Annotated in this window: 22 protein-coding genes and 1 pseudogene; 9 read left to right on the forward strand and 14 right to left on the reverse strand. The window is 34.2% G+C overall.

Annotation, left to right across the window (positions count from 1 at the left end):
* Positions 1-58: 58 nt before the first annotated feature.
* A complete protein-coding gene (locus tag ACNQGO_RS15045; RefSeq protein WP_417976139.1) occupies positions 59-1,285 on the reverse strand; it encodes an ABC transporter permease in 1,227 nt (408 codons plus the stop codon).
* Positions 1,286-1,397: 112 nt separating this feature from the next.
* On the opposite strand from ACNQGO_RS15045, the gene ACNQGO_RS15050 reads away from it, so the two are divergent.
* The gene (locus ACNQGO_RS15050) at positions 1,398-2,615 is read left to right on the forward strand and encodes an exo-beta-N-acetylmuramidase NamZ family protein (protein ID WP_417985771.1); all 1,218 of its coding nucleotides are present in this window, start codon (positions 1,398-1,400) and stop codon (positions 2,613-2,615) included.
* Positions 2,616-2,712: 97 nt separating this feature from the next.
* Here the strand turns inward: ACNQGO_RS15050 and ACNQGO_RS15055 are convergent, their stop codons facing one another.
* Positions 2,713-3,210 carry a YkgJ family cysteine cluster protein gene (locus ACNQGO_RS15055; protein WP_417985772.1) on the reverse strand — a complete coding sequence of 166 codons (498 nt, stop codon included), beginning with the start codon at positions 3,208-3,210 and terminating at the stop codon, positions 2,713-2,715.
* A 93-nt stretch (positions 3,211-3,303) separates the two neighbouring features.
* Here ACNQGO_RS15055 and ACNQGO_RS15060 point away from each other — a divergent pair, with 93 nt between their 5' ends.
* Both ACNQGO_RS15060 and ACNQGO_RS15065 read left to right on the forward strand, forming a co-directional pair.
* Positions 3,304-4,020: a class I SAM-dependent methyltransferase gene (locus ACNQGO_RS15060; RefSeq protein WP_417985773.1), complete on the forward strand. Its 717-nt coding sequence runs from the start codon at positions 3,304-3,306 to the stop codon at positions 4,018-4,020.
* A gap of 14 nt (positions 4,021-4,034) precedes the next feature.
* Positions 4,035-4,577 (forward strand): YfiT family bacillithiol transferase, encoded by a 543-nt coding sequence (locus ACNQGO_RS15065; RefSeq protein ID WP_417985774.1) that lies wholly within the window; start codon positions 4,035-4,037, stop codon positions 4,575-4,577.
* A 190-nt stretch (positions 4,578-4,767) separates the two neighbouring features.
* Here ACNQGO_RS15065 and ACNQGO_RS15070 read toward each other — a convergent pair whose 3' ends face one another.
* The 7 genes from ACNQGO_RS15070 to ACNQGO_RS15100 form a co-directional block, all read right to left on the reverse strand.
* Positions 4,768-5,400: a 7-carboxy-7-deazaguanine synthase QueE gene (locus ACNQGO_RS15070; protein ID WP_417985775.1), complete on the reverse strand. Its 633-nt coding sequence runs from the start codon at positions 5,398-5,400 to the stop codon at positions 4,768-4,770.
* Between the two features lie 136 nt (positions 5,401-5,536).
* Positions 5,537-7,204 (reverse strand): hypothetical protein, encoded by a 1,668-nt coding sequence (locus ACNQGO_RS15075; RefSeq protein ID WP_417985776.1) that lies wholly within the window; start codon positions 7,202-7,204, stop codon positions 5,537-5,539.
* A 16-nt stretch (positions 7,205-7,220) separates the two neighbouring features.
* Positions 7,221-8,144 (reverse strand): PstS family phosphate ABC transporter substrate-binding protein, encoded by a 924-nt coding sequence (locus ACNQGO_RS15080; RefSeq protein ID WP_417985777.1) that lies wholly within the window; start codon positions 8,142-8,144, stop codon positions 7,221-7,223.
* 233 nt (positions 8,145-8,377) lie between these two features.
* Positions 8,378-9,175, reverse strand: a complete 798-nt coding sequence (locus ACNQGO_RS15085; RefSeq protein WP_417969025.1) for an energy transducer TonB — start codon at positions 9,173-9,175, stop codon at positions 8,378-8,380.
* A gap of 39 nt (positions 9,176-9,214) precedes the next feature.
* Positions 9,215-9,760, reverse strand: coding sequence for an ExbD/TolR family protein (locus tag ACNQGO_RS15090; RefSeq protein ID WP_417948163.1), 546 nt, complete (start codon positions 9,758-9,760; stop codon positions 9,215-9,217).
* A 19-nt stretch (positions 9,761-9,779) separates the two neighbouring features.
* The gene (locus tag ACNQGO_RS15095) at positions 9,780-10,379 is read right to left on the reverse strand and encodes an ExbD/TolR family protein (RefSeq protein WP_417985778.1); all 600 of its coding nucleotides are present in this window, start codon (positions 10,377-10,379) and stop codon (positions 9,780-9,782) included.
* Between the two features lie 90 nt (positions 10,380-10,469).
* Positions 10,470-11,288 (reverse strand): MotA/TolQ/ExbB proton channel family protein, encoded by an 819-nt coding sequence (locus tag ACNQGO_RS15100; RefSeq protein WP_309759170.1) that lies wholly within the window; start codon positions 11,286-11,288, stop codon positions 10,470-10,472.
* Between the two features lie 369 nt (positions 11,289-11,657).
* Here ACNQGO_RS15100 and ACNQGO_RS15105 point away from each other — a divergent pair, with 369 nt between their 5' ends.
* The 3 genes from ACNQGO_RS15105 to ACNQGO_RS15115 all read left to right on the forward strand — a co-directional run bounded on the left by ACNQGO_RS15105 (position 11,658) and on the right by ACNQGO_RS15115 (position 13,948).
* Positions 11,658-13,166 (forward strand): helicase HerA-like domain-containing protein, encoded by a 1,509-nt coding sequence (locus tag ACNQGO_RS15105; protein ID WP_417985779.1) that lies wholly within the window; start codon positions 11,658-11,660, stop codon positions 13,164-13,166.
* Between the two features lie 88 nt (positions 13,167-13,254).
* Positions 13,255-13,551 (forward strand): DMT family protein, encoded by a 297-nt coding sequence (locus tag ACNQGO_RS15110; protein ID WP_417985780.1) that lies wholly within the window; start codon positions 13,255-13,257, stop codon positions 13,549-13,551.
* 34 nt (positions 13,552-13,585) lie between these two features.
* On the forward strand, positions 13,586-13,948 hold the full coding sequence (locus tag ACNQGO_RS15115; RefSeq protein WP_417985781.1) for a cupin domain-containing protein: 363 nt from the start codon (positions 13,586-13,588) through the stop codon (positions 13,946-13,948).
* A 58-nt stretch (positions 13,949-14,006) separates the two neighbouring features.
* Here the strand turns inward: ACNQGO_RS15115 and ACNQGO_RS15120 are convergent, their stop codons facing one another.
* Positions 14,007-15,344 (reverse strand): FAD-dependent oxidoreductase, encoded by a 1,338-nt coding sequence (locus tag ACNQGO_RS15120; protein ID WP_417985782.1) that lies wholly within the window; start codon positions 15,342-15,344, stop codon positions 14,007-14,009.
* A 62-nt stretch (positions 15,345-15,406) separates the two neighbouring features.
* Positions 15,407-17,797, reverse strand: a complete 2,391-nt coding sequence (locus ACNQGO_RS15125; protein WP_417985788.1) for a penicillin acylase family protein — start codon at positions 17,795-17,797, stop codon at positions 15,407-15,409.
* Between the two features lie 154 nt (positions 17,798-17,951).
* Between ACNQGO_RS15125 and ACNQGO_RS15130 the strand changes: the two genes are divergently transcribed.
* Both ACNQGO_RS15130 and ACNQGO_RS15135 read left to right on the forward strand, forming a co-directional pair.
* Entirely contained in the window at positions 17,952-18,593 is a 642-nt protein-coding gene (locus ACNQGO_RS15130) for a flavin reductase family protein (RefSeq protein ID WP_417985783.1), read from the forward strand.
* A gap of 3 nt (positions 18,594-18,596) precedes the next feature.
* Entirely contained in the window at positions 18,597-20,129 is a 1,533-nt protein-coding gene (locus ACNQGO_RS15135) for a cryptochrome/photolyase family protein (protein ID WP_417985784.1), read from the forward strand.
* Between the two features lie 69 nt (positions 20,130-20,198).
* Here ACNQGO_RS15135 and ACNQGO_RS15140 read toward each other — a convergent pair whose 3' ends face one another.
* Together ACNQGO_RS15140 and kynU are read right to left on the reverse strand one after the other, a co-directional pair.
* Positions 20,199-20,618: a YMGG-like glycine zipper-containing protein gene (locus ACNQGO_RS15140; RefSeq protein WP_417985785.1), complete on the reverse strand. Its 420-nt coding sequence runs from the start codon at positions 20,616-20,618 to the stop codon at positions 20,199-20,201.
* A 100-nt stretch (positions 20,619-20,718) separates the two neighbouring features.
* Positions 20,719-22,008 carry a kynureninase gene (gene kynU / locus ACNQGO_RS15145; protein ID WP_417985786.1) on the reverse strand — a complete coding sequence of 430 codons (1,290 nt, stop codon included), beginning with the start codon at positions 22,006-22,008 and terminating at the stop codon, positions 20,719-20,721.
* A gap of 180 nt (positions 22,009-22,188) precedes the next feature.
* On the opposite strand from kynU, the gene ACNQGO_RS15150 reads away from it, so the two are divergent.
* Positions 22,189-22,923 (forward strand): SIMPL domain-containing protein, encoded by a 735-nt coding sequence (locus tag ACNQGO_RS15150; RefSeq protein ID WP_417985787.1) that lies wholly within the window; start codon positions 22,189-22,191, stop codon positions 22,921-22,923.
* A gap of 261 nt (positions 22,924-23,184) precedes the next feature.
* On the opposite strand, the pseudogene ACNQGO_RS15155 reads toward ACNQGO_RS15150, so the two are convergent.
* Positions 23,185-23,509 (reverse strand): annotated as a pseudogene (locus ACNQGO_RS15155) (hypothetical protein); the annotation flags it as partial.

The following is a 23,509-nucleotide window of genomic DNA, read 5'->3' on the forward strand; positions in this document are numbered from 1 at the left end:
GGCGATTATCCTTTTCGATAATCGCCTTTCTATATATAAGGAGGAACGCCAAAAAAAATTAATCGAAACGTATCGCGCTTACAGGCGATATTTTTGTTATTATATAGGAGGGGATTAACAGAGCCAAAAAACACACAGACACCGTTAGTACATTTAACAAAAGGATGTATCCCCAGTTTAGATACACTGGTGCTTGATTGACATAGTAGTTCTCTGGCGGAAGTTGAATTATTCCAAATTGCTGCTGAACTAACAATAATGAAATACCAATTAGATTTCCCCAAAATAATCCTCTGCAAATAAGGTAAAGGGAATTGTATAAAAATATTTTTCGAATCGACCAATTTGTAGCTCCTAACGCCTTTAAAATTCCTATCATTTGTGTTCGCTCGAGAATGAGGACTAGTAATGCTACAACCATATTTATTGTGGCTACGAGAATCATGACTGCTAAGATAACAATGATGTTGAAATCGAATAATTGAAGCCATTCGAATATATAACTGTATTTTTCGATTATAGTTTTACTGTCTAGTGTGGAAGCGGTTTGTGCATAAACTTGCTCTCCTGTTGATTCTATTGCATTAAAGTCATCTACAAAAACTTCAAAAGCACCTATTTGATCTGGAGTCCATTTATTGATTCGCTGCATGTGACGAATGTCGCCTATTATAAAAGTTGCATCAAACTCTTGAAAACCTGAATTGAAAATTCCAACAATATTAAAATTACGCAAATTATATCCTTTCTCCTTCATGAAAAAAGTATTGAAAGCGTCACCTACTTTTAAATTCAATCGGTTAGCAATAAATTGAGAAATCACTACTTCTTCGTTTATTTTCCCATTGATGTTTGGAATACGTCCATTAACTAAGTACTCCTTTATATTATCCCACTTGTAATCAGTACCAACTCCTTTAAAAATAATTCCTTCGAATGCGGTTTCAGTCCTTATGATTCCAGCTTTACTAGCAATCGCTTGAATATGCTCTACTCCTGGTACGGTTTTAAACTTGGGATAAAAATCTTGGTTTTTAGAAATTGGCGTCAGCGTAACTTCGGATTGATTATTATCGTAATTCGAAATAATGATATGTCCATTGAAAGCCGATACTTTTTCTCGAATTTTTTGTTGCAATCCGATTCCTGTAGCTACCGAAACAATCATCATAATCATACCAATAGCAATTGCTGAAATAGCAATTTTTATAATTGGCGTAGAAATGCTACTTTTATAATCTTTGGTAGTAATGAGCCGCTTTGCGATGAAGTATTCTAAATTCAATTTGATTGCTTTTCTAATTTGGATTTGCTTCGCTAGTTTGCGTTGCTAAAGCCAAAAATACAGCTAAAACACGAATTACACTAATTGGCCTTACTTTTATTTGAACCTATATATGAACTCATTATTTAAAATATCGCTTAGTTTTATATTGCTAACAATCATTTCGACTTCCTGTTCTGCCATAAAAACAGACGCAAGGATAAATACAAAATCAGATTTAGAAATAGTTAATGACAAACCAAAAACAGAAATAAAAACTGGAGCAGATAATTACAACAACTATTTGCCATTATTAAACAACAAGCAAATTGGGATTGTAACCAATCAGACTGGTATTCTCTCTAATAAAACACATTTGGTCGACTTTCTTTTAGAAAAAAATATTGCTATCCAAAAAATATTTGCACCAGAACACGGTTTTCGGGGAACTGCTGATGCGGGCGAACATATCGTTGACGGAAAAGATTCTAAAACTGGACTTTCCATTATTTCGCTATATGGCGATAACAAAAAACCAAAACTAGAGCAACTCGCAGGTATTGACATTATGGTTTTTGATTTGCAAGATGTGGGAGCACGATTTTATACGTATATTTCTTCCTTACATTACATAATGGAAGCTTGTGCCGAAAATAAAATTGCGCTATTAATTCTTGACCGACCAAATCCGAACGGACGTACTGTGGATGGACCAATTCTTGAAAAAGAATTTAGCAGTTTTGTAGGTATGCATCCTATTCCTTTGCTTCACGGAATGACAATTGGCGAATATGCACAAATGATTAATGGCGAGCAATGGTTAAAGAATGAATTGCAATGCAAACTGACTATTATTCCCTGCGGTAATTACAACAGAAAAATGAATTATAGTTTACCTGTAAAACCATCGCCAAATCTTCCGAATGATCAAGCTGTGAATCTTTACGCGAGTTTATGCCTTTTTGAAGGCACGAATGTAAGTGTGGGTCGTGGAACTGAAAACCAATTTCAAATTTATGGCTCTCCTTATTTACCAAAAAGTGACTTTAGTTTTACTCCTAAACCAAATTTAGGCGCACAAAATCCTGTTTATAATGGAGTACTTTGTTATGGCGAAGATTTATCAAACTATTCAAGGCTGAATCAGCTTAAATTGAAATGGTTAATCAAAGCGTATCAAACCACAACGGACAAATCAAAATTCTTCAATCCTTTTTTCACCAAACTTGCAGGAACTAAAAAATTACAACAGCAAATAGAAGCAGGTATTTCAGAAGATAACATCAGAGAAAGCTGGAAGCAAGGATTAGAAGCGTTTAAGGAAATGAGAAAGAAGTATTTGATATATTAGTCTAACGTTTTAAAGTCAAAAGTCCTAAAGTACTTTCAAAATGATATTTAACTTTCAAATTATTCTCATTATGACTTTAAAACTTATGACTTTATGACTAAAGAAGAGGCAGTTTTTTCTTCATTTCTTCTACAATATTAAAAGCAGCTGGACAAATAGCTACATTTTTCAATGTTAAATCAGTGATCTGTTGAAACTTTTTTCTATCCGTATGTGGAAATTCTCTGCATGCTTTTGGACGAACATCATAAATCATACACGCATTTTCATTATCCAGAAAAGTACACGGGACGCTTTGCAACACATAATCTCTGTCTTCATCGATTTGCAGATATTGCTCAATAAACTGTTGTGGTTTTTGTCTAAGATATTTTGAAACACGCTCAATATCTGCATCCGTAAATAATGGCCCTGTCGTTTTACAACAATTGGCACATTTTAGACAGTCTGTTTTCTTAAATTCAGCATCATGCAAGTCCTGCATCACATAATCTAAATTCTTTGGCGTCTTCTTTTTCAACTTATCGAAATACTTTTTATTTTCGATATGCTTATCTTTGGCTTCTTTAGGGAGATTGTTTAGTATGTGTTTCAAGTTTAAAATTTAAAGTTTGAACCACAAAAGTAATCAACTTCTGCAGTAATAACTAAATAACTAGGCGCGATTGCTTCGTTCCTTACAAAGACTATGAAAGACCTTTTTGGCAAAGCCATACTTGATTTCCAAACTAATAATTCCCCGGAAGATTTAATCACAGAAACCTCTATTTCTGAAGAAGATGAAATGAGTGTTGAATATCTATTTCGTACTTATAATGAAATGCCAAAACTGGAGCAAAAAGCCTTGCAACTAGCAAAGGGGAAAATTCTCGATGTAGGTTGTGGAGCAGGAAGCCATAGTTTGTATTTACAAAACGAAAGAAATCTTGAGGTTTGTTCCATTGATATTTCTCCAAATGCAATAGAAGCCTGTAACCAACGAGGATTGAAAAATACTCACGTTCAAAATATTCTTGAGATGGACTCTGATAATCCTGAAAATAAATTTGATACCATTTTGTTATTAATGAATGGTACCGGTATTTTTGGAACATTAAAAGAAACCTCTCCATTTTTACAAAAACTAAAAAGTTTGCTAAACCCAGACGGACAAATTTTAATCGATTCTTCGGATATCATTTATATGTTTGACAACGATAAAGATGGAGGTAAATGGATTCCAAGTAACGGTTACTATGGAGAATTAACTTTTACAATACGCTATAAAAATGAAAAAGAAGATGAATTTCCTTGGCTTTACTTAGATTATAACACGTTACAAAATGCGGCTTTCGCCAATGGATTAAAAAGCGAGTTAATTCTTGAAGGGGAACATTATGACTATTTAGCGAAGCTTTCGATTTAAAATACATTTATAAAATGGAAAACTCAACATTAGAACATTTACGTTATCCTATTGGGAGATTTATCGCACCCAAAATCTATTCAGGAGAATATATAACTAATAAAATAGCCGAAATCGGGAGTTTCCCTGAACGATTGAAAAAAGAAGTACTTCACTTAACCGAAAAGCAACTCGAAACACCATATCGTCAAGATGGTTGGACAATCCGTCAAGTAATTCATCATTGTGCAGATAGTCACATGAATTGTTTCACTAGAATAAAATGGGCGCTGACCGAGAAAAATCCAATAATAAAATTCTATCATGAAGATCGTTGGGCTGAATTACATGATAATTTAACGATGCCCGTTCAGCCTACCCTTTCCTTTCTGGAAGGATTGCACTTTCGTTTGGCGTATTTAATGACTAGTTTATCTAACGAAGATTTAGAAAAAACATTTATACATCCTGAGAATAACGCAGCATTTAAAATCAAGGAAATAATAGGGACTTATGCTTGGCATGGAAATCATCACTTAGCACACATCACCGAATTGAAAAAGCAAAAAGGCTGGTGATTTTAGGAGCTATTTCCAGCTATCCGCTATATCTTTTTTGTCTCCTTAAAAAAATGAGACAAAAAAGGATACCGCTTCTATCTGGGCTAGGGCTATAGGATTACAAGTAATAAGTTTTCCACAAATTAATTCACGAATTATATTTAATTAAAAACCTCAAACACCATTTGTTGTTTGAGGTTTTCAAGTATTAAGGAATATTCAAATATTTATGTGTTTGCAACGAAACTCGCCACTTTGGATTGTTCATCACATAATCTACAATCAAAGGGGTCATTTCTTCTTTTTTGCTCCATTCAGGTTGCAAAAATAAAATAGCATTACTATTTACTTTTTCAGCTTGCTCTTCGGCAAAAATAAAATCATGTTTATTGTAAATGATAACTTTCAACTCATGCGCATTATCATAAACGGTTTTTGTTGGTAATTTATTTTTCTTTGGAGACAAACAAATCCAGTCCCAAGTTCCTGTAAGCGGATATGCACCCGAAGTTTCAATATGAACTTTTCTATTATTCTCTTTTAACTTTTGCGTCAACAAAGTCATATCCCACATTAAAGGTTCTCCACCAGTAACAACAACAGTCTCTGAATATTTACTCGCATTAGAAACAATTAACTCAATACCTGTTGGAGGATGTAATTCAGCGTTCCAACTTTCTTTAACATCACACCAATGACAACCTACGTCACACCCACCAATTCTAATAAAGTATGCAGCCGTTCCTGTATGATATCCTTCGCCTTGTATGGTATAAAATTCTTCCATCAGCGGAAGCATAGCACCTTTATTAACTTCTAATTGTATTTCTTTTAATAACATTATTATATTTTGAAGTGCAAAGATAGGTATTTTGAAAATGAGTTAATTTGAAAATAGTAACTAAAACAAATCAATAACAAACAAAAAAACCGACAGTCTAATGTAGACTATCGGTTTAATTTTAACCTTTAAAAAATTATTTTAATATCTTAATAGAATCTACAGCATACTTATTTGCTGGGTCTATTGCTAATGTTTTATTGAAATATTCAATAGCTTTAATCTTGTCAGTGTTAGCAAAACTGGCAGCCATATTGTTATACGATTCTATGAACTTAGCTTTAACAGCTGGCTTAGCCACTTCATCAGCACCTAAAGTGGTAACTTTTGCTACATAGTCCTCATAATTCTTCGTCATAACATCATCTTTTTCAAGCAAACGATTTGTTCTCGCTCTATACAAGTATGCTTCATAATATGTTGGTGATGCTACTAAAACTTTTTCAAATGCAGCATCTGCTTTTTGTAAAGCTACAGCATCAGCTTTCACATCTTTAGCACTATTAGCATAATAATTTGCTAAGCCATAGTACACGTTATCATCAAGATACGTTCTAGAATCAGGTACATTTGCACCAAATTCAAAAACCAAAGCAGCTTCTTTGTATAGTTTTTGGCTAAATAATTTTTTACCAACTTCACTTAAATCTTGAACTGCTAAAGGTTCCATGTCTACTGCCTTCTTGATATCTACCAATCCTGAATTTAAAGCTGCTGCATCAATAGTTGTACCCTCAGCACTAGTTCCTTTTTTTATTTTTGTTAACCCCAAGTACAAATAATCTAAAGCAATTGCTTTATTTCCTGGAGTATTGATAAAACTTTCCAAAGATTTTATTGCAACATCGACATTACCGTTTTTATAAGCAGAGTACCCTAAATAACGATAGATCCTAGGATTAACTTTATCCAATTCTATCATTTTGTTAGCTTCTACTTCTAGTGCAGCATAATCTTCTATTAAAATTAAGAAGTCAGCACGACGCATTCTAGACTGAATAGAATAATCTGTAAATGACATATACTTATCATAGTTTTCTAATGCAATTTTGTAATTTGCTGCAGCTTGCGATGGCTTGTTACGCGCCATTTTATAATAAGTCTCAGCTAACTCTCTGTACACAGGACCATAATTAGGATTCAATGCGATTACTTCATTATACGCTTTCAAGGCTTCATCGTACGATTTTGCTCCTTTTAGTAATACACCCAATTGCATTTTAGCCCTAAGCAATGAATTGTCTAATTGAAAAGCACTTCTATAGGCAACATAAGCTTCATTTTGTTTGCCATCGCCATAATATGCATCACCTAAAGCAAGTTGAAGCTGTGCATCTTGCGAATTATTAACAGCTGCACGAGTCAAAACTGCAATAGCATTTTTAAAATCAGGTTTTACAGTATTCATATACGCTCTAGCAATAAACACATACTCTTGAACGTCTTTCTTTTTAAGGTCTTTGGTAACCAAAGCAAACTTTGCTTGTGCTCCTATAACATCACTTTTATCAAGATCCATTTGACCTAAACCAATATGGTTCAACTTAGCACCTTCAGATGCATTTAATCCATTTTGAAAATATATTTTAGCAGAATCTTCTATACTTTGAGTAAGGTATACATTCCCTAAAGTAAAGAAAGCAGCGCCATTACTAGGTTTTGCTTTAATAATCGATTTCAAGATCGATTTAGCACTTTCAAATTGCTCTGCATCGATAGCCTTTTTAGCTTGATTAATATCTTGTGCTTGACTTGCAAAAGCAGAGGCCAACAATGCAACACTAAAGAATTTAAATTTGTTCATTGTAATTGTAATTGATTTATTTTTTATCGTTTTGGTCTTTACCTACAATCGTGAATTTCCTTGTTGGAATACGAACCGGTAACAATCCAGATTTTAATACTATTCTTTGTCCAACATCTCCAGCAACAAATGAGGCAAACCCCATTCCCAAACCAGAATATCCTTGACAATTGACTATATACAAATCACGTGCCAAAGGATATTTCCCCTCTGCTATATTATTTTGTGATGGCTTGTAATATCCATTCTCTTTAAATCCCTTAACAGCTAAAGAAGTTACATTATCAACATATTTTTGCATGCCTGGCAACGGTTGTGTCAACCAATTTACACCAATAACACCAATCATACCATCGTTTTCAGAAACGTATTTAATAACTTCGTTATTAGATTTAAATGAAAAAACACCTTTATCTGGAACAGCCTTAATTTTAGCTAAATCAGACATAAAGCGAACTGTACTTGAATTCAAATTATCAAAAACTAATCCTTTAATAAATGGAACTGATTTGCCTTGTATAAAATTGACTACATCTTTCAACGCAATCAAAGTATCTTTATTGTTTTTATTAGCGATAAAAGCTATTGCATCTGTTGCAAACACCGTGACTTTAGGATTAATTTTCCTTTGTTTGAAAATACTTAATTCTTCAGCAGTCAAATTTCTAGATAAGATCGCAATAGCAGCTTTATCTTTGAATAGTGAATTTACTGTTTCAGTTTCCGATTTAGAAATTAATTTAACTTTAGCTTCATATTCATTTTCAAAAACATCCACTTGATCTTCAATAATAGGAGTTAAAGTTTCATCAACAAAAACAGTAACTTCACCTTTAAGAATGGTTTCCTTGGCATTTTTGTCTGATATTTGATTACATGCAAAAACAAATAGTACAATTACAAACAAAATAAATACTGGAAGTTTAGAATACTTTTTCATAATCTAGTTATTATTATCATTAATTATTCGGAAGAATCTAAAAGAAGCATACGCAATTAATAAAACTCCAAAAGCAACACGATAAACAGGCTGCATATCAAGAGGAAAGTTATTCATAAAGATAATGAACAAACCTAGAACGAGGTACAAACAAAAAAACAAAATTCCTAAAACAAGAAGAAATCGCTCTTTAAGCGATTTCTTCTTAATATTATTAAGTATGTTATTTAACATTATTCTGCAGATTGGATAGTAATTGGAAGCGAATACAGAACTCTAACTTTTTTACCATTTTGCTCTCCAGGTGTCCATTTCGGACATTTTTTCAAAACACGGATAGCTTCTTTTCCAGTACCGTAACCAATATCTCTTATTACTTTGATATCTGTTAATGAACCATCTTTTTCTACTACAAAAGTAACATATACTTTACCTTTTAATCCCTCTTCTTCTGGAGTTTGATAGTTGTTACCAACGAATTTGTAAAATTTCTCAATTCCTCCTGGAAAATCAGGTTTAACTTCGATACCTGCCGTGTTGTAAATTTGGTTATCAACTTCTTCAACTACTGCTGCCGTTCCAGTACCAACTGGCTCAACAGATAAAACAGCATCAGGATCACCTTTAATTGTTTCAGCACCTAGTTTTTTATCTTTAATTTCTACCGTTTTAGGTGGTTCTTCTGTTACCTCCTCTGCTTTAGCAACCACTGGTTTCACAAATTTTACTTGATCAACTTTTGGTGGCGGCGGTGGTGGTGGTGGAATATCTTTTTTAATTTCTTCCTTCTTTGGAGGCAATTTGATACTAACGATTTTTGTATCTAAAGTGTCATCACCATCTGAAGAATTTGGCAATAAACCTAAAATAAGAGGCATACTAACTGCTATAGCAAAAACAATTGCACCAAATATAAGTGCTCTTACAGTAGTTTTGTTATTTGATTTTCTTAGTTCGTAAGCGCCATAAGCTTTATTACGACCTTCGAATACAATATCAAGCCATTGGTTTGTGAATATATCTAATTTCATTTTTCTTAATTATTAGGTTATAGAGTAAATACGAAAATTTTATTTACCTTCTAACAATTTTAGTTCTTCAGGTGAAAAATCATTTACAATTGCATTTGAAGGCACACCTACAATAGCCATCTCATCTAGTATATCAACTAAATTACGGTAATTTGATTTTTTACTTGGTTTGATAATAACTATCAAACCTTTGTCTTTGTTACCAGTAAATTCAACTACTGACAACTTTCTTTTCAATAATTCTTTGCGAATCCCCTCTTTACCATAAGAAATATCTTTAGGACCAGCAATTGGAGTTGCAAGTAAACCCATGTAATAAACCATCTTGTCATTGTCTCCTAACAAAACCGTTAATGTACGATTTTCATCTACTTTAATCGGTACATCAGTCGGATCATCTTCTAGATCAGGCAAACCCAAAGGCATCGATTGCGGTTTTGACAAAGTAGTCGTAAGCATAAAGAATGTAATCAATAAGAAGGCTAAATCAACCATAGCGGTCAAATCTACTTTTGAATTTGATTTTTTACTTCTTACCTTACCACCTTTTTTGCCTCCGTCGTCGCCGGTATTTAATTCAGCCATTTTAGTGTATTTTTTTTAGTTATTTTTCGGTAGCTCTCAAACCAGTAACAAGATTGAAGTTATTGATTTTTTGTTTTTGCAAAACATCCATAACCAATTTGATTGCTGGATATTCTTCTTTCGCATCACCCTTGATGGCTATTTGCAATTCCTTTTGGTTAATTTCAATATTTGCAATACGGGAATTGTAGATCCATTCGTGCAATTGGTTGTCCAAAGAATCCTTAGGCACACCTGATTGTACACCTGGTTTACTTCTGTCAGCCGTTTTCATAGCAATTAATTGTTTCAATCCTGATATTGGCACTCCAACACCTTCCATTAAACCAAAAGTTTCAGATTCTTCTGCGGTGAAAGCAATTCCATACTTTTGCCCCATTAACTCAAGAGCTTTCTTTCTTACTTCTCTACCTTTAAGATCGTAAAAAACTTTTCCTTTTCCTACAGTAATCGTAGCTAAATTATCATCTGGTAATTTAGACTGTACTGTCGAAGCCGGTGTATCTACAGGCAATGCTTCCGGTATCTTAGCTGTTGCAGTCATTACAAAGAAAGACAACAAAAGAAAAGCGACGTCACACATAGCAGTCATGTCCGTAGACCCTGCTTTTTTCTTCATTTTTATAGCCATTAATATTTTTTTTTACATTTACAAGAAAAACAGAATCTGTTTCACTGATTTCTGTTTTTCTGCAAATTAAATTATTAATTATTTTTGAGCACTTCTGAAGTGTCTGTATGTATTTACAATTGTATTCCCAGCCTCATCAATAGAATAAGTCAAAGTATCAATTTTAGAAGTAAAGAAGTTGTACGCTACGATTGCAAGTGCAGATGTAGAAATACCTGTTGCAGTGTTAATAAGTGCCTCAGAAATACCATTTGCAAGAGCAGCTTGATCTGGAGTACCTGCAGCAGATAATGCGCTAAACGCTTTAATCATCCCCGTTACTGTTCCTAATAATCCTGCAAGAGTACCTAAAGATACCATTGTAGAAAGTACAGTCATGTGTTTCTCTAACATTGGCATTTCTAATGAAGTAACTTCTTCAATTTCTTTGTGGATTGTTTCAGCAGCAGCTTCACTATCTAAACCTTCTCTTTTAACTTCTTGGTATTTCAATAAAGCTGATTTAATAGGATTAGCAACAGAACCTTTTTGTTTATCACATGAAGCGATTGCTCCTTCAATATTTCCAGCTTTGATATCTCTTTGTACACTTGTCATGAATTGATCAAGGTTTCCTGAACCAGCCGCTTTTGAAATCACAGCATAACGCTCAAATGAAAACACAACAACCATTAATAATAATCCTAATAAAACTGGCACAATAGGACCTCCTTTGTATACCATTGCTAACATATTTCCTGGTAACGGATGACCTGTATTAACACCACCTTCAAAGTTAGCGCCATTACCCATTATGAAATTCCAGATTAACCATCCAACAAAAATACACGCTACAATAATGATTCCAGAAATCATTCCTCCTCCGTTTGCACTTTTTTCTTTTTTAACGTTTGCCATTTTTTTTAATTTTAATAGTTTTAAATAAATTATCTTAGTTATATTAAACTTGTAGTAAGGCAAATTTATATTTTTAGTTTAAATAAAAAAACTTTTTTTAATTTAATTATAATTAAATTTATTTCAAAAACACATTTATTATGAATCGCACCACATTTATACAGATATTCGTAAAAAATGACTAAAAAAATCAAACATAAAATAAATTTTTAATAAAGTTTAACACAATATTTCGAAATTAGTCTAATTAGCAAGAAAACTATTATTTTATGACATTAACAATAAAAAAGCAAGAAAACTGCGGTAAACACTAAAATTGTACTTTTATAAAAAAATAATATCTTGCAGTCTATTTAACAAAAACCCATTATGAGCAGGAAAGAAGATTTCACACAACAAATCACTGAAGGATATAGCTCTAAAGGAGAAAGTATCATTCTTGGAGGAGCCTTATTAGATGGAGAAGCATTAGGTAATGCAGCCGTAAAAATACCGTTAAAAACATTAAACCGCCATGGATTAATTGCAGGTGCGACAGGTACAGGAAAGACAAAAACCATTCAAGTACTTTCTGAACAATTATCTTCTTTTGGGATACCGGTATTGATGATGGACATCAAAGGTGATTTTAGCGGAATTGCAAAAGAGGGAGAAGAGAAAGCTTTTATCACGGAGCGCCATGCCAAAATAAACATACCCTATCAAACCGCTAGTTTTCCAGTTGAATTACTAAGTTTATCCGAACAAAATGGTGTTCGGCTTCGCGCAACTGTCTCTGAATTTGGTCCCGTTTTGTTTTCCCGAATCTTAAATTTAAATGATACACAAGCAGGAGTTATCGCTGTAATCTTTAAATATTGCGATGATAACAAGATGCCTTTATTGGATTTAAAAGACATCAAAAAAGTCATCAATTTCATCACTGAGGAAGGAAAAGAAGAAATTGAGGAGAATTATGGTAAAATTTCGACTTCGACAACTGGAACTATTTTAAGGAAAATCATCGAATTAGAACAGCAAGGTGCCGAACTATTTTTTGGCGAAAAGTCTTTTGAAATTGATGATTTAATGCGCTTTGATGAGAATGGAAAGGGATATATTAACATCTTGAGGCTGACTGATATTCAAGACAAACCTAAATTGTTTTCGACATTTATGCTGAGCTTGTTAGCTGAAATCTATCAACAAATGCCCGAGAAAGGAGATGCAGATCAACCCGAATTAGTAATTTTTATTGACGAAGCTCATTTGATTTTTAATGAAGCTAGTACCGCATTATTAGAGCAAATAGAAACTATAGTCAAATTGATACGTTCGAAAGGAATTGGAATCTACTTTATCACTCAAAACCCAATGGATATTCCAAGTGGAGTACTCGCACAATTGGGACTAAAAATCCAACACGCATTGAGAGCTTTTACCGCCAATGACCGAAAAGCGATTAAACAAACCGCTGATAATTATCCCATATCTGAATTTTATAAAACTGACGAAGTCATAACTAGCCTTGGGATCGGAGAAGCACTTGTTACAGCTCTAAATGAGAAAGGAATTCCAACTCCGCTTGCAGCGACAATGATGCGTGCTCCTATGAGCCGTATGGACATTTTGACCGAAAGTGAAATTCAAGAAATCAATAGTAAATCGAAACTCGTTAAAAAATACAGCGAACTAATTGATCGTGATAGTGCTTATGAGATTTTGATTAAAAAAATTGATGCCGCAAATGAGCAAACCATAGAAGAGGAAGAAACAAAGTCAGAAAAAAACGAACCTAGTACAGCCACAACACTAGGTAAATCGGCATTGAAAATAGTTACCAGCGCCAGTTTTATCAGAGGTGCTTTTAGTATTTTAGCCAAGATCTTGAAGAAATAACATTAAATCATATGCAATGAAAGGCATTGTTTCAATAGGATTATTAATCATTACGAATATCTTTATATTTTTAGCTTGGTAGGGCCACTTGAAATTTAAGGAATTTAAATCATTAGAAAATATTGGAATATTCGCAACCGTTATGATAACTTGGGCTGTTGCTTTTTTTATATGTCTTTTTCAAGTTCCAGCTAATAAAATTGGGTTCCGAGGTAATGGAGGTCCCTTTTCCTTGCTCGAATTAAAAGTGATTCAAGAAATAATTGCCTTATTTGTTTTTGTAATTTGCTCTACACTTTTTTTTAAAAACGAAACCTTTAGATGGAATCATGCCATAGGCTTTGTGTTCTTGATATTGGTCGTTCACTTTATATTCAAAAAATAATAAATCAGCAATTTGCATTGCTCAAAAAATTAAAATGAAAAAATACTTTATACAAAAAGCTCCTTTCGTAGTTCCCACAACAGATGGTAAATTAATAGAAGAACATCATGGTGTTGCAGCTACCAACAATCAAGAAATATCCATTGCGCATATGATTGCACCTATAAAATGGAGTGAACCTTTCCAAACGCCAGAATTCGAGGAGTACACCTATATTATTAAAGGTAAAAAACAATTTAGTATTGAAGGGGAAATTATAATACTCGAAGCAGGCCAATCGATACGTATTGAAAGCAACACTCGCGTGCAATACTCGAATCCTTTTGATGAACCCTGCGAATATATTGCTATTTGCAAGCCCGCTTTTGATTTCAACAAAGTGCACCGAGAAGACTAATTTATAGAAAAAAATAGCAGTCGTCCTTATTGCATGACAAAAGAACGACTGCTATTATTTATTGTAGCAGCGATATAATTTTACCTTCTACTTCTTTTGTGTTCCAAATAGTTTGAATATTTTCCATTTTTAAAATCTCTTGCATAATTTCATTTTGATAATCTCCAATAGCTAAGGCTTCGGCATAGGGGCGATCACTAAAAGTCACTCTGCTGTATAATGGAATCCATTTTTCAGGATATTTATCGGAGAACCATTTTTCAATTTTCTTTTGCAACAGAAAATTTTCATCGGCTGTTTTCGAACTCATCTCTAAAAAATTACGATAGGAAAGTTCGGCGATTGCATCAGCATTGGGCTTACGAGATTTTTGGTATTCAGAGAAAATCGTTTTCCAATCGTCACCATACTTTTCAATCATCTCGTTCAGAATAGAAATATCTTCAAAACCAGAATTCATCCCTTGTCCATAAAACGGGACTATAGCGTGACTTGCATCTCCAATAAGTGCCACTTTATCTTCATAAGTCCACGGATAGCATTTCATTGTAACCAATGTACTGGTAGGATTCTTGAAAAAATCTTCAGCTAGTTTTGGAATTACATCAATAGTATCTGGCAAGTTTTTTTCAAAAAATGCTTCGACTGAAGCTCTAGTTTGCAGGGAATCAAAAGAATTTTCTCCTATAAATGGCATAAACAAAGTACATGTAAAACTACCATCTAAGTTAGCCAAGGCAATCAGCATGTATTCACCACGCGGCCAAATATGAAAAGAATTTTTATCTAATTTATGCGTTCCATCTGCATTCGCTGGAATATTTAATTCTTTATAACCAATAGGTAAGAATTCTTGGGAATAATCAAACATGCTTTGGCGTTGCATGCGGTGACGAATTCTAGAAAAAGCACCATCTGCACCAAAAACCATATCGTACTTTTTATCTTCCCATGCTCCTCGTTCAGTTTCACCAATATGAAGCGTTGCAGTATCCAGCGACACATCCCATATTTTATGCTCAAAAAAGAATTCAGCGCCTGCGGCTTCTGCCAAGTCAATCATCTTCCTATTCAAAATTCCTCTAGAAATCGAGTCGATGGTCTCGCCCTCTTGGCCGTAATTTTGAAAATTAAGCTTATCAACTAAGTGAATTGCTCTTTTATCCATAGGAATGGCAATTTTCCGAATCTCATCTCCTACTCCTACTGCATCTAAAGCTTTCCACCCTCTATTTGACATGGCCAAGTTGATCGAACGACCTGAAAACTGTATTTTTCGAATATCGGGACTTCTGTCGTAAATATGTACTGTATGTCCCGCTTTACGAAGATAAATAGCCAATAAAGATCCTACTAATCCAGAACCTACAACTGCTATTTTTTTATGAGTTTGCATTATTTTATTATCAAAAGTTACGCAAAATTACTGATTTATATTTTTAAGCTGTTTATAAACAATCAATTTTTACTAGGAATAAAAAGCAATTTTGTTGAAGTTCTAACAATCTCGTCTTTATTTAGTAACATTCGCCTGAATTTCCCAGCATTATAAAGCGCTGCTTGGTCGCTGTAATGCGCACTAAACGGATTACCCGATTGTCCTGTTGGCAAAATACTCCAGCTGTTTTCAATATCCGAAAAATCGATAACGCGTCTTGTCGATGGACCGCCTTTTACGGTATAATTCCCATCTGCAGTAAAATCAAAAAACAAATTATTAATTACTTCTGTTGATCCCGAAACTTCAAAAGGCCCCACATTGAAAAAACCTCTTAAAGCGGCTACTTTCCCCAATGGATGCTGATGCTCAACAGTATGAACCTTGTTCCAAGTCCAACTAGAAACAGCGCTTCCTAATTGTTTTTCTAAAGCTGCAACTGACTCTTTGAAGGATTGCGATACAATTTGACTTCGAGTTTCCTTTAGATTTTTTGTACTGATATTATCCCACCACAATGACTTTTCATTTACAATTTGCCGCGCTACAATTTGTTTTATAATGTGTGTCCCTAATAACATTTTGAATTGCTCTGGTCCTAGTTCGTCTTCGAATGTATTTTTGAGATAGGTATAAATCCATTTGTTATATAGTGTAGGTGCTACATCGGTAAGGTTATTAGAGCCTTTCCATTTTTTTAAAACAGCAAGCGCTTCTTTCTCATTGCTGGATAGTGCTTGTTGCGAAAGATTCGAAAGTAATTGTTTTACTACTTCTGGAGCGACTGAAGACGTATTGTCATAAATCATTTGACCCACAGCGGCTTTATCCCAATTTGATTTAGGTTCTAATAATTGTGTAATTCGTTTGGCTCTGTCTTCTGGGAGATAGTATCCTGGATAGGAAAACCCATCGACTGGCTCTGGTTGATTGTTTGCGGAGTAGACATAATTCCATTTTGGATTTACTGCAGACGGATTTTTGGAGAAATCCAAAAATTCTTTTATATCCTCTTTACCACTAGCGCCGTCCAAAATAAAATTAGGATTGACACCTGCTTGATGTTTGTATAACTTGCCCGTAGCCCACCACGCTACGTTCCCCTTCGCATCCCCGTACATAACATTCAATCCAGGAGCGGCGATTAAAGCTACCCCTTTTTGAAAATCCGTTTTGCTTTTTGCATGCGATAATTCATAAACTGCATCGAGAATTTGTCTGGGTTGCTGGGTGTAAATCCAAGATAATGCAACCGGCTTATCGTTCTTTAAACCATCAATTAAGTCATTGACAACAGGACCGTGACGTGTGATTTTTACATTTAAAACCACATCTGATGAATCCTTAACCTTAATTGTTTTTTTAAGTATTTCGTATGCGCTAAAACCATTTGGTGTTTTATACGCTTTGCCATCCTTGGGATTATTTTCCTCCTGATATAAATCGATATCATCATTTTCGAACATCGTTAAGCCATAAGCATAGTCCCGATTATGACCCAACAAAGGGTAAGGAGTTCCAGCCAAATAACTACCATACAATTCAAATTCTGGCGTTACAATATGCGCTTCATACCAAGTTCCTGGTTGCGAAAAACCGATATGTGGATCATTTGCAAAAATGACTTTTCCGTTTTTAGTTTTTTCTGGAGCAATTACCCAACTGTTGCTTCCTATGAAAGGAGAAACTGGTGACTGATCTAAAATTGCAGCCACTGATTTTGATATTGCTGCATATTCTTGAGGTATTTCCTTAGCGTTTTTAATTTTAGTCGTATTGAACGAACCATCTATTCCAAAATCTTTTACATACTCCATTCCATACTTGTTGCGAATATCAGTAAGTAAAGGGTCTGATTTTTGCGCCATCGCAAAGCTAAAAGACATGTATCCAAAAATATTGTAGACATCCGTAATAGTGAACTTCTCCTTTTTTATGCCAACCAAACTAAACTCGATTGGCGTTTTACCGTTATCCAAATACTGATTGATTCCGTCTAGATAAGCCATTGTTAGTTGATAGCTTTGACTTTTTTTATCTAGTGCAGCAATGGCCTTTGTAGAGGCTTCTTCGATTCCCAATCCTGCGAAAAATTTATCATTCTTTAAAGCTACTGAACCAAAAATTTCAGATAATCTTCCAGGTGCGATACGGCGCATCAATTCCATTTGCCACAAGCGATCTTGTGCGTGAACATATCCCAGCGCCATCATAGCATCTTGGGAATTGGTGGCATAAATATGTGGCACACCAAACTCATCAAAGTAAACGGTAGTTTCGTTTTGAATGTTTTTTAATTGCAATTCACCTTCATATTTTGGTTTTAAATAAAAACCATAAACTAAGGCTGCTCCCACTACAAAAGCAACTATCAGGAGTAAAATCAGAACTGTTTTTTTAAGTATTTTCATCATTGGATAAATTGAAAAACAAATATATAGGATTTGATAGTTATTTGAACAATTAATTTGAAGAGTCAAATACTTTAGAAATAATACTGTTATTTTGTTTAGTTTATTTTAAATTCAATTAAACAAAAAGTATATTTGTCCCAAAATATAAAATATGAAACATATTTCAAGAGATACTATTTCTCAAATGGAGAAAATCGAAAGATTAAATTTAATTAACTCTTGTACTGGTTATAAATCAGCTAGTCTTTTGGGGACAAAATCCCTTGATGGGATGACCAATGTGGCTATTTTTAGTAGCGTTACCCATTTAGGGAGTAATCCTGCCATGATTGGTTTTATCATGCGCCCCACTACCGTTCCCAGAGATACTTATAAAAATATTAAAGAAACTGGATATTTTACAATAAACCACATCACGGCAGCTATGATATCTGATGCGCATCATACCTCGGCCAACTATGAACTGGGCACTTCTGAATTCGACAAAACCAATTTAGAAGAGGAATATAAAGCAACTATTGAAGTTCCGTTTGTAAAAGGAAGCCCGGTGCAATTGTATTGCAAATATTTAAATGAATACCATATAAAAGAAAACGATACCATTCACGTGATTGCCTCTATTGAACACTTATTTTTTGAAGAAGAACTAGAGCATAAAGATGGCTGGTTGCAACTAGATAAAGGAAATGTAGTCGCTATAAATGGTCTTGATGGGTATTGCTTACCCAAACTAATTGATCGCTATCAATACGCACGTAAAGGAATTCCAACCACATCATTTTTCAAAAAATAAATTATGAAAAAACTTCGACTAATCCTTGGCGATCAATTAAATTCTGAACATTCTTGGTTTCAGCAAATTGATAGTGATACTATTTATGTGCTGGCAGAAATGCGTCAGGAAACGGATTATGTTAAGCATCACATTCAAAAAGTGGTTGCATTTTTCCTTTCGATGCGTAACTTTTACACTTCTTTGCAATCAAAAGGGCATCAAGCCGTTTATTTTCAAATCAATGCTAATTCGAATCCAAACGATTTGGCAAAAATCATCAACTCTTGTATCGAAAAATACAACATTGAAAAATTTGAATATTTGCTTCCCGATGAATACCGACTTGATGTACAACTGCAATCTATAGGTGCAAGTTTGACAATTCCATCAGAGGCATTCGATTCTGAACATTTTTATACTACGCGACACGAACTAGCACAATTTTTTGAAGGTAAAAAGTTATTGCTGATGGAAAATTTCTATCGGAATATGCGCAAAAAACACCATGTTTTGATGGATGGTTCTACTCCTGTGGGAAATCAATGGAACTTTGATCACGACAATCGAAAAAAATACAAAGGTGAAGTTCCAATACCCATTGAAAAAAACTTCAACGCTGATGTAACTGAAGTGGTTAGTCAAATAAAAGAAGCTGGAATACTCACTTTTGGAAATATTGATGCGAAAAAATTTAGTTGGCCAACTTCTCGAGACCAGTCATTAGAAGTTCTTGATTACTTCTGTCATCATTTATTAAAGCATTTTGGCGATTACGAAGATGCGATGCACACCGATGAAAAGTTTCTATTTCATTCCCGTCTCTCCTTTGCAATGAACAGTAAAATGCTTTCGCCAAAAGAGGTAATCGACACCGTAATTGCATTTTATCAGGCTAATGAAACCAACATAACGATTTCGCAAGTTGAGGGATTTGTGCGACAAATACTGGGATGGCGTGAATACATTCGGGGAATTTACTGGAAAGAAATGCCTAATTATGCCCAGATGAATGTACTAGAAAATAAAAATAAACTACCCGATTTTTTCTGGACTGGTAAAACTAAAATGAATTGTATGAGTCATGCCATCAATCAGAGTTTAGATGAAGCATACGCACATCACATTCAGCGGCTTATGGTCATTGGCAATTTTACTTTGCTCACTCAAATTCATCCAGACGAGGTAGACGCGTGGTATCTGGGAGTATATATCGATGCCATTGAATGGGTAGAAATGCCTAACACTCGTGGGATGTCACAATATGCTGATGGTGGAATTATTGCAACAAAGCCGTATGTTTCCTCTGGAAGTTACATCAACAAAATGAGTAATAATTGTACAAAGTGCCAATACAATGTAAAAGAGAAATTTGGTGATAAAGCTTGTCCATTTAATACGCTTTACTGGAACTTTCTTGACGAGAAAAAAGACTACTTCAAGGGCAATCAACGAATGGGAATGATGTTGAATTTATTAAAGAAAATGGATCCCGAAGAATTGTTTAAAATTAAGACCAAGGCAAATGAAATCATTGCCAATATGGATTCGTACTAAACGCTATACAAAAAGGGTGCTTAAATTCAATATGAAGTTAAGCACCCGTTTTTTATTAGAAAGATAAAATTAATTATTTTTACTTCCATCAATTATAGCTCCTGTTCCAGCGCCAACACCTGCACCCGCAACACCACCAATAATAGCTCCTTGAACTTTTTTCTTGCTAATAATTGCACCTGTAGCTGCTCCAACTCCTGCACCAATTAAAGCACCTTTAGCTGTATTGCTCATGCCTTTCCTTTGCGTAGTAGTTGTAGTCGTAGTAGTCGCTGGTTGTCTAACCACCACAACTTCTTTTTGTGTTTCAATTTTAGCTTCTTCGATTTTCGCCATCTCTACTTGCATGGAATCAATAACTCTTTGTTTTTCCATTTCAACTTTCATCGAATCTACAGTTGCTAATTTGGCTTTTTCAATTTCCATTTTTCCCTGATTTTGACAAGAAACAATAACTGCGGCTAGTAATATAAAATATAATGCTTTCATAATTTATTTATTTTTTGTGATTAATATTTTTACAAAGTAACAATGAAACGGAACAATATCAATTATAAAATCGAAATATTTTTTTATAATATTTGAATTTCTATTTGTTAAGAATTCCCGCTTTTAATGTTTGCCCAAAATGATACATATCTTCAAAAGAAGAATAGAGAGGAACTGGTGCTAACCGAATTACATTTGGTTCACGCCAATCCGTGATCACACCATTTTTCATCAGGTATTCAAACAAACTTCGTCCTTCGCCATGCAGCAATACAGATAATTGCGAGGCTCTCTCTTCTTGATTTGAAGGAGTAATGATTTCAAAAGTACTTTCGACCTCTTTGTCTATTTCGTGCAAAATAAATTCTAAATAAGAGGTTATAGCATTTCTTTTTTGAATCAAAGAATCCATTCCTATTTCATCAAACATTTCGACTGAGGCCAAATACGGCGCAAGAGACAATATAGGTAAATTACTGATTTGCCAACCATCTGCACTAGGAACGGGATCAAAAGTTTGTTCCATCTTGAAGCGACGTTCTTTGTTATGTCCCCACCAACCCGCAAATCTGGGCAACTCTGAATTATTATGGTGTTTTTCATGAATAAAACATCCCGATGCGTTTCCGGGTCCAGAATTCATGTATTTATAACTGCACCAAGATGCAAAATCGACATTCCAATCGTGCAAGTCCAATTTTACATTACCCGCAGCATGTGCTAAATCCCAACCCACATAAGCACCCGCTTCATGACCCGCAGCCGTTATCGTTTTCATATCAAAAACTTGCCCTGTATAATAATTTACTCCGCCGATTAAAACCAAAGCCAACTCATTACCAACTTCCTTGATTTTAGCTAACACATCTTCTAAACGGATGTTGTGTTCGCCTTCGCGTCGCTTGATTTCTACAAGTGCCTCATCTGGATGAAAGCCAACGTTACGCGAATGAAAATCGACTTGACTTTGAAACATATATTGATCTGAAGGAAATGCTTTCTCCTCGCAAATGATTTTATATCTTGTTTTTGTGGGTTGGTAAAACGAAACCATCAATAAATGAAGATTGACTGTCAAAGTATTCATTACAGTCACTTCACTTGGCAAAGCACCTACAATTTTACTCAACGGTTTTGCAAAACGTTCGTGGTAATCCCACCAAGGCTTGTCGCTATAAAAATGTCCTTCCACCGCAAGATTTGCCCAATCACTCATTACTTCATCAACATAAGCTTTTGTTCGTTTGGGTTGCAAACCAAGAGAATTACCCGTAAAATAAATTACTTTTTTTCCATTTACCTTAGGAAAAAGAAATTCTTGCTGATATTTTTGTAATGGATCTCTTGCATCCATTTGCTGTGCAAATTCAAGGGTATTTTCAAATGTCATAACTTGTATTTTGTTTTGTAAAAGTACTAAAAAAGGACCTATATATAACGACTTTTAATTGATTGGTAAACCCTAAAAGAGTTAAAATTTCGAATGCAAAAAAATAGTTTCAAATTCCTATACGCAATTAATAAACTAATCGTTATTAACTATATTTGATTGAATTTAAAATTATTAGCTATGCTTAAAAACAGTTTGAACGTTATAATTATCGCTATTGCAGCAATAATTTCATCGTATTTATTTTCGAATGCTTTTCAGAATCGAAACAAGAGTAACGACACCATAAGCGTAACGGGTTCTGGAAAAAAAGACTTCATTTCGGATTTGATTGTGTGGAATGGCTCTTTTTCTAAAAAAAGTGCAACGTTGAAAGAAGCATACGCAGCACTTGACGCAGACCGGGAAAAGATTAAAAATTACTTGTTAGGAAAAGGTATAAGTACAACTGAAATGGTTTTCTCAGCAGTAAATTTTAATAAAGATTTTGAAACTACTTTTAACGAAAATGGCACCACAAGACAACAAATTTTTACTGGTTTTACCTTAACACAAAGCGTAAATATTCAGTCTAAAGAAGTGAATAAAATTGAGGAAATATCGAGACAATCCAGTGAACTAATCAATTCTGGAGTTGAATTTTACTCGAGTCCACCGGAATATTATTATACCAAACTAGCCGAATTAAAAATACAAATGATTGCCGAAGCCACGAAAGATGCCAGTGCAAGAGCCAAAAGTATTGCCGAAAATGCAGATGCCAATTTAGGAAGTTTAAAAAAATCAGATATGGGTGTTTTTCAAATTACAGGTCAAAACTCCTCTGAAGACTTTTCTTATGGTGGATCGTTTAACACACAATCTAAAAATAAGACAGCTAATATTACCGTGCGATTGGTTTATCAGGTGAATTAATTTCTTGATGTTGAGCGAAGTTGAAACTTTAAGTGGGGTCTCGATTGCGCTCGACTTGATAAAAATAGCGGGTACTAAATTTTTTAGACAAAAAATTGAAAGCTACTTTTATCTATTACAAATTGTTATTGGTTCCCAAAATAACTTTTCTATCCAATACGCTTTGTGTGAGGGATAGTAGCGGCATCCTTTATTTTCTTTCTTTAAGAAAATAAAGATACAGCGGATAGGTACTATCTTAAAATCCTAACTTATTTTCTCTTAATTTTTATATATTTGTTCAACTATAGAAAGTATTTCATTTTCAAAAATGATTTGTTTATCTGGTATAGCCTCAACTTGATTGGGGCTATTTTTTTTGTCTAACTCATCTTTTAAAAGTTTGGAGATATTTTCTTGATGTTGATTCATTTTTTGTAAATAATTTGGGTCATATTCTTCATTTTTTTTCCAAATATGGTAAATTAGCACTAGCAGTTTTTTTTGAACTGCAACATAACTTTTCATTTTAATGCCATGTTTTTCAATGGTGCGATTATATAAATCCACTGCTGGTTTTTCGTTATGTTTAACAGCTACGAAGGCT

The sequence above is a fragment of the Flavobacterium frigidum genome, assembly GCF_048286735.1.
GTDB lineage: Bacteria > Bacteroidota > Bacteroidia > Flavobacteriales > Flavobacteriaceae > Flavobacterium.

Excerpts from the sequence above, each read along its gene's own strand:
- ACNQGO_RS15050 (WP_417985771.1), top strand. The coding sequence starts at position 1,398 with ATGAACTCATTATTTAAAATATCGCTTAGTTTTATATTGCTAACAATC.
- ACNQGO_RS15060 (WP_417985773.1), top strand. The coding sequence starts at position 3,304 with ATGAAAGACCTTTTTGGCAAAGCCATACTTGATTTCCAAACTAATAAT.
- ACNQGO_RS15065 (WP_417985774.1), top strand. The coding sequence starts at position 4,035 with ATGGAAAACTCAACATTAGAACATTTACGTTATCCTATTGGGAGATTT.
- ACNQGO_RS15070 (WP_417985775.1), bottom strand. The coding sequence starts at position 5,400 with ATGTTATTAAAAGAAATACAATTAGAAGTTAATAAAGGTGCTATGCTT.
- ACNQGO_RS15075 (WP_417985776.1), bottom strand. The coding sequence starts at position 7,204 with ATGAACAAATTTAAATTCTTTAGTGTTGCATTGTTGGCCTCTGCTTTT.
- ACNQGO_RS15080 (WP_417985777.1), bottom strand. The coding sequence starts at position 8,144 with ATGAAAAAGTATTCTAAACTTCCAGTATTTATTTTGTTTGTAATTGTA.
- ACNQGO_RS15085 (WP_417969025.1), bottom strand. The coding sequence starts at position 9,175 with ATGAAATTAGATATATTCACAAACCAATGGCTTGATATTGTATTCGAA.
- ACNQGO_RS15090 (WP_417948163.1), bottom strand. The coding sequence starts at position 9,760 with ATGGCTGAATTAAATACCGGCGACGACGGAGGCAAAAAAGGTGGTAAG.
- ACNQGO_RS15095 (WP_417985778.1), bottom strand. The coding sequence starts at position 10,379 with ATGAAGAAAAAAGCAGGGTCTACGGACATGACTGCTATGTGTGACGTC.
- ACNQGO_RS15100 (WP_309759170.1), bottom strand. The coding sequence starts at position 11,288 with ATGGCAAACGTTAAAAAAGAAAAAAGTGCAAACGGAGGAGGAATGATT.
- ACNQGO_RS15105 (WP_417985779.1), top strand. The coding sequence starts at position 11,658 with ATGAGCAGGAAAGAAGATTTCACACAACAAATCACTGAAGGATATAGC.
- ACNQGO_RS15115 (WP_417985781.1), top strand. The coding sequence starts at position 13,586 with ATGAAAAAATACTTTATACAAAAAGCTCCTTTCGTAGTTCCCACAACA.
- ACNQGO_RS15120 (WP_417985782.1), bottom strand. The coding sequence starts at position 15,344 with ATGCAAACTCATAAAAAAATAGCAGTTGTAGGTTCTGGATTAGTAGGA.
- ACNQGO_RS15125 (WP_417985788.1), bottom strand. The coding sequence starts at position 17,797 with ATGAAAATACTTAAAAAAACAGTTCTGATTTTACTCCTGATAGTTGCT.
- ACNQGO_RS15130 (WP_417985783.1), top strand. The coding sequence starts at position 17,952 with ATGAAACATATTTCAAGAGATACTATTTCTCAAATGGAGAAAATCGAA.
- ACNQGO_RS15135 (WP_417985784.1), top strand. The coding sequence starts at position 18,597 with ATGAAAAAACTTCGACTAATCCTTGGCGATCAATTAAATTCTGAACAT.
- ACNQGO_RS15140 (WP_417985785.1), bottom strand. The coding sequence starts at position 20,618 with ATGAAAGCATTATATTTTATATTACTAGCCGCAGTTATTGTTTCTTGT.
- kynU (WP_417985786.1), bottom strand. The coding sequence starts at position 22,008 with ATGACATTTGAAAATACCCTTGAATTTGCACAGCAAATGGATGCAAGA.
- ACNQGO_RS15150 (WP_417985787.1), top strand. The coding sequence starts at position 22,189 with ATGCTTAAAAACAGTTTGAACGTTATAATTATCGCTATTGCAGCAATA.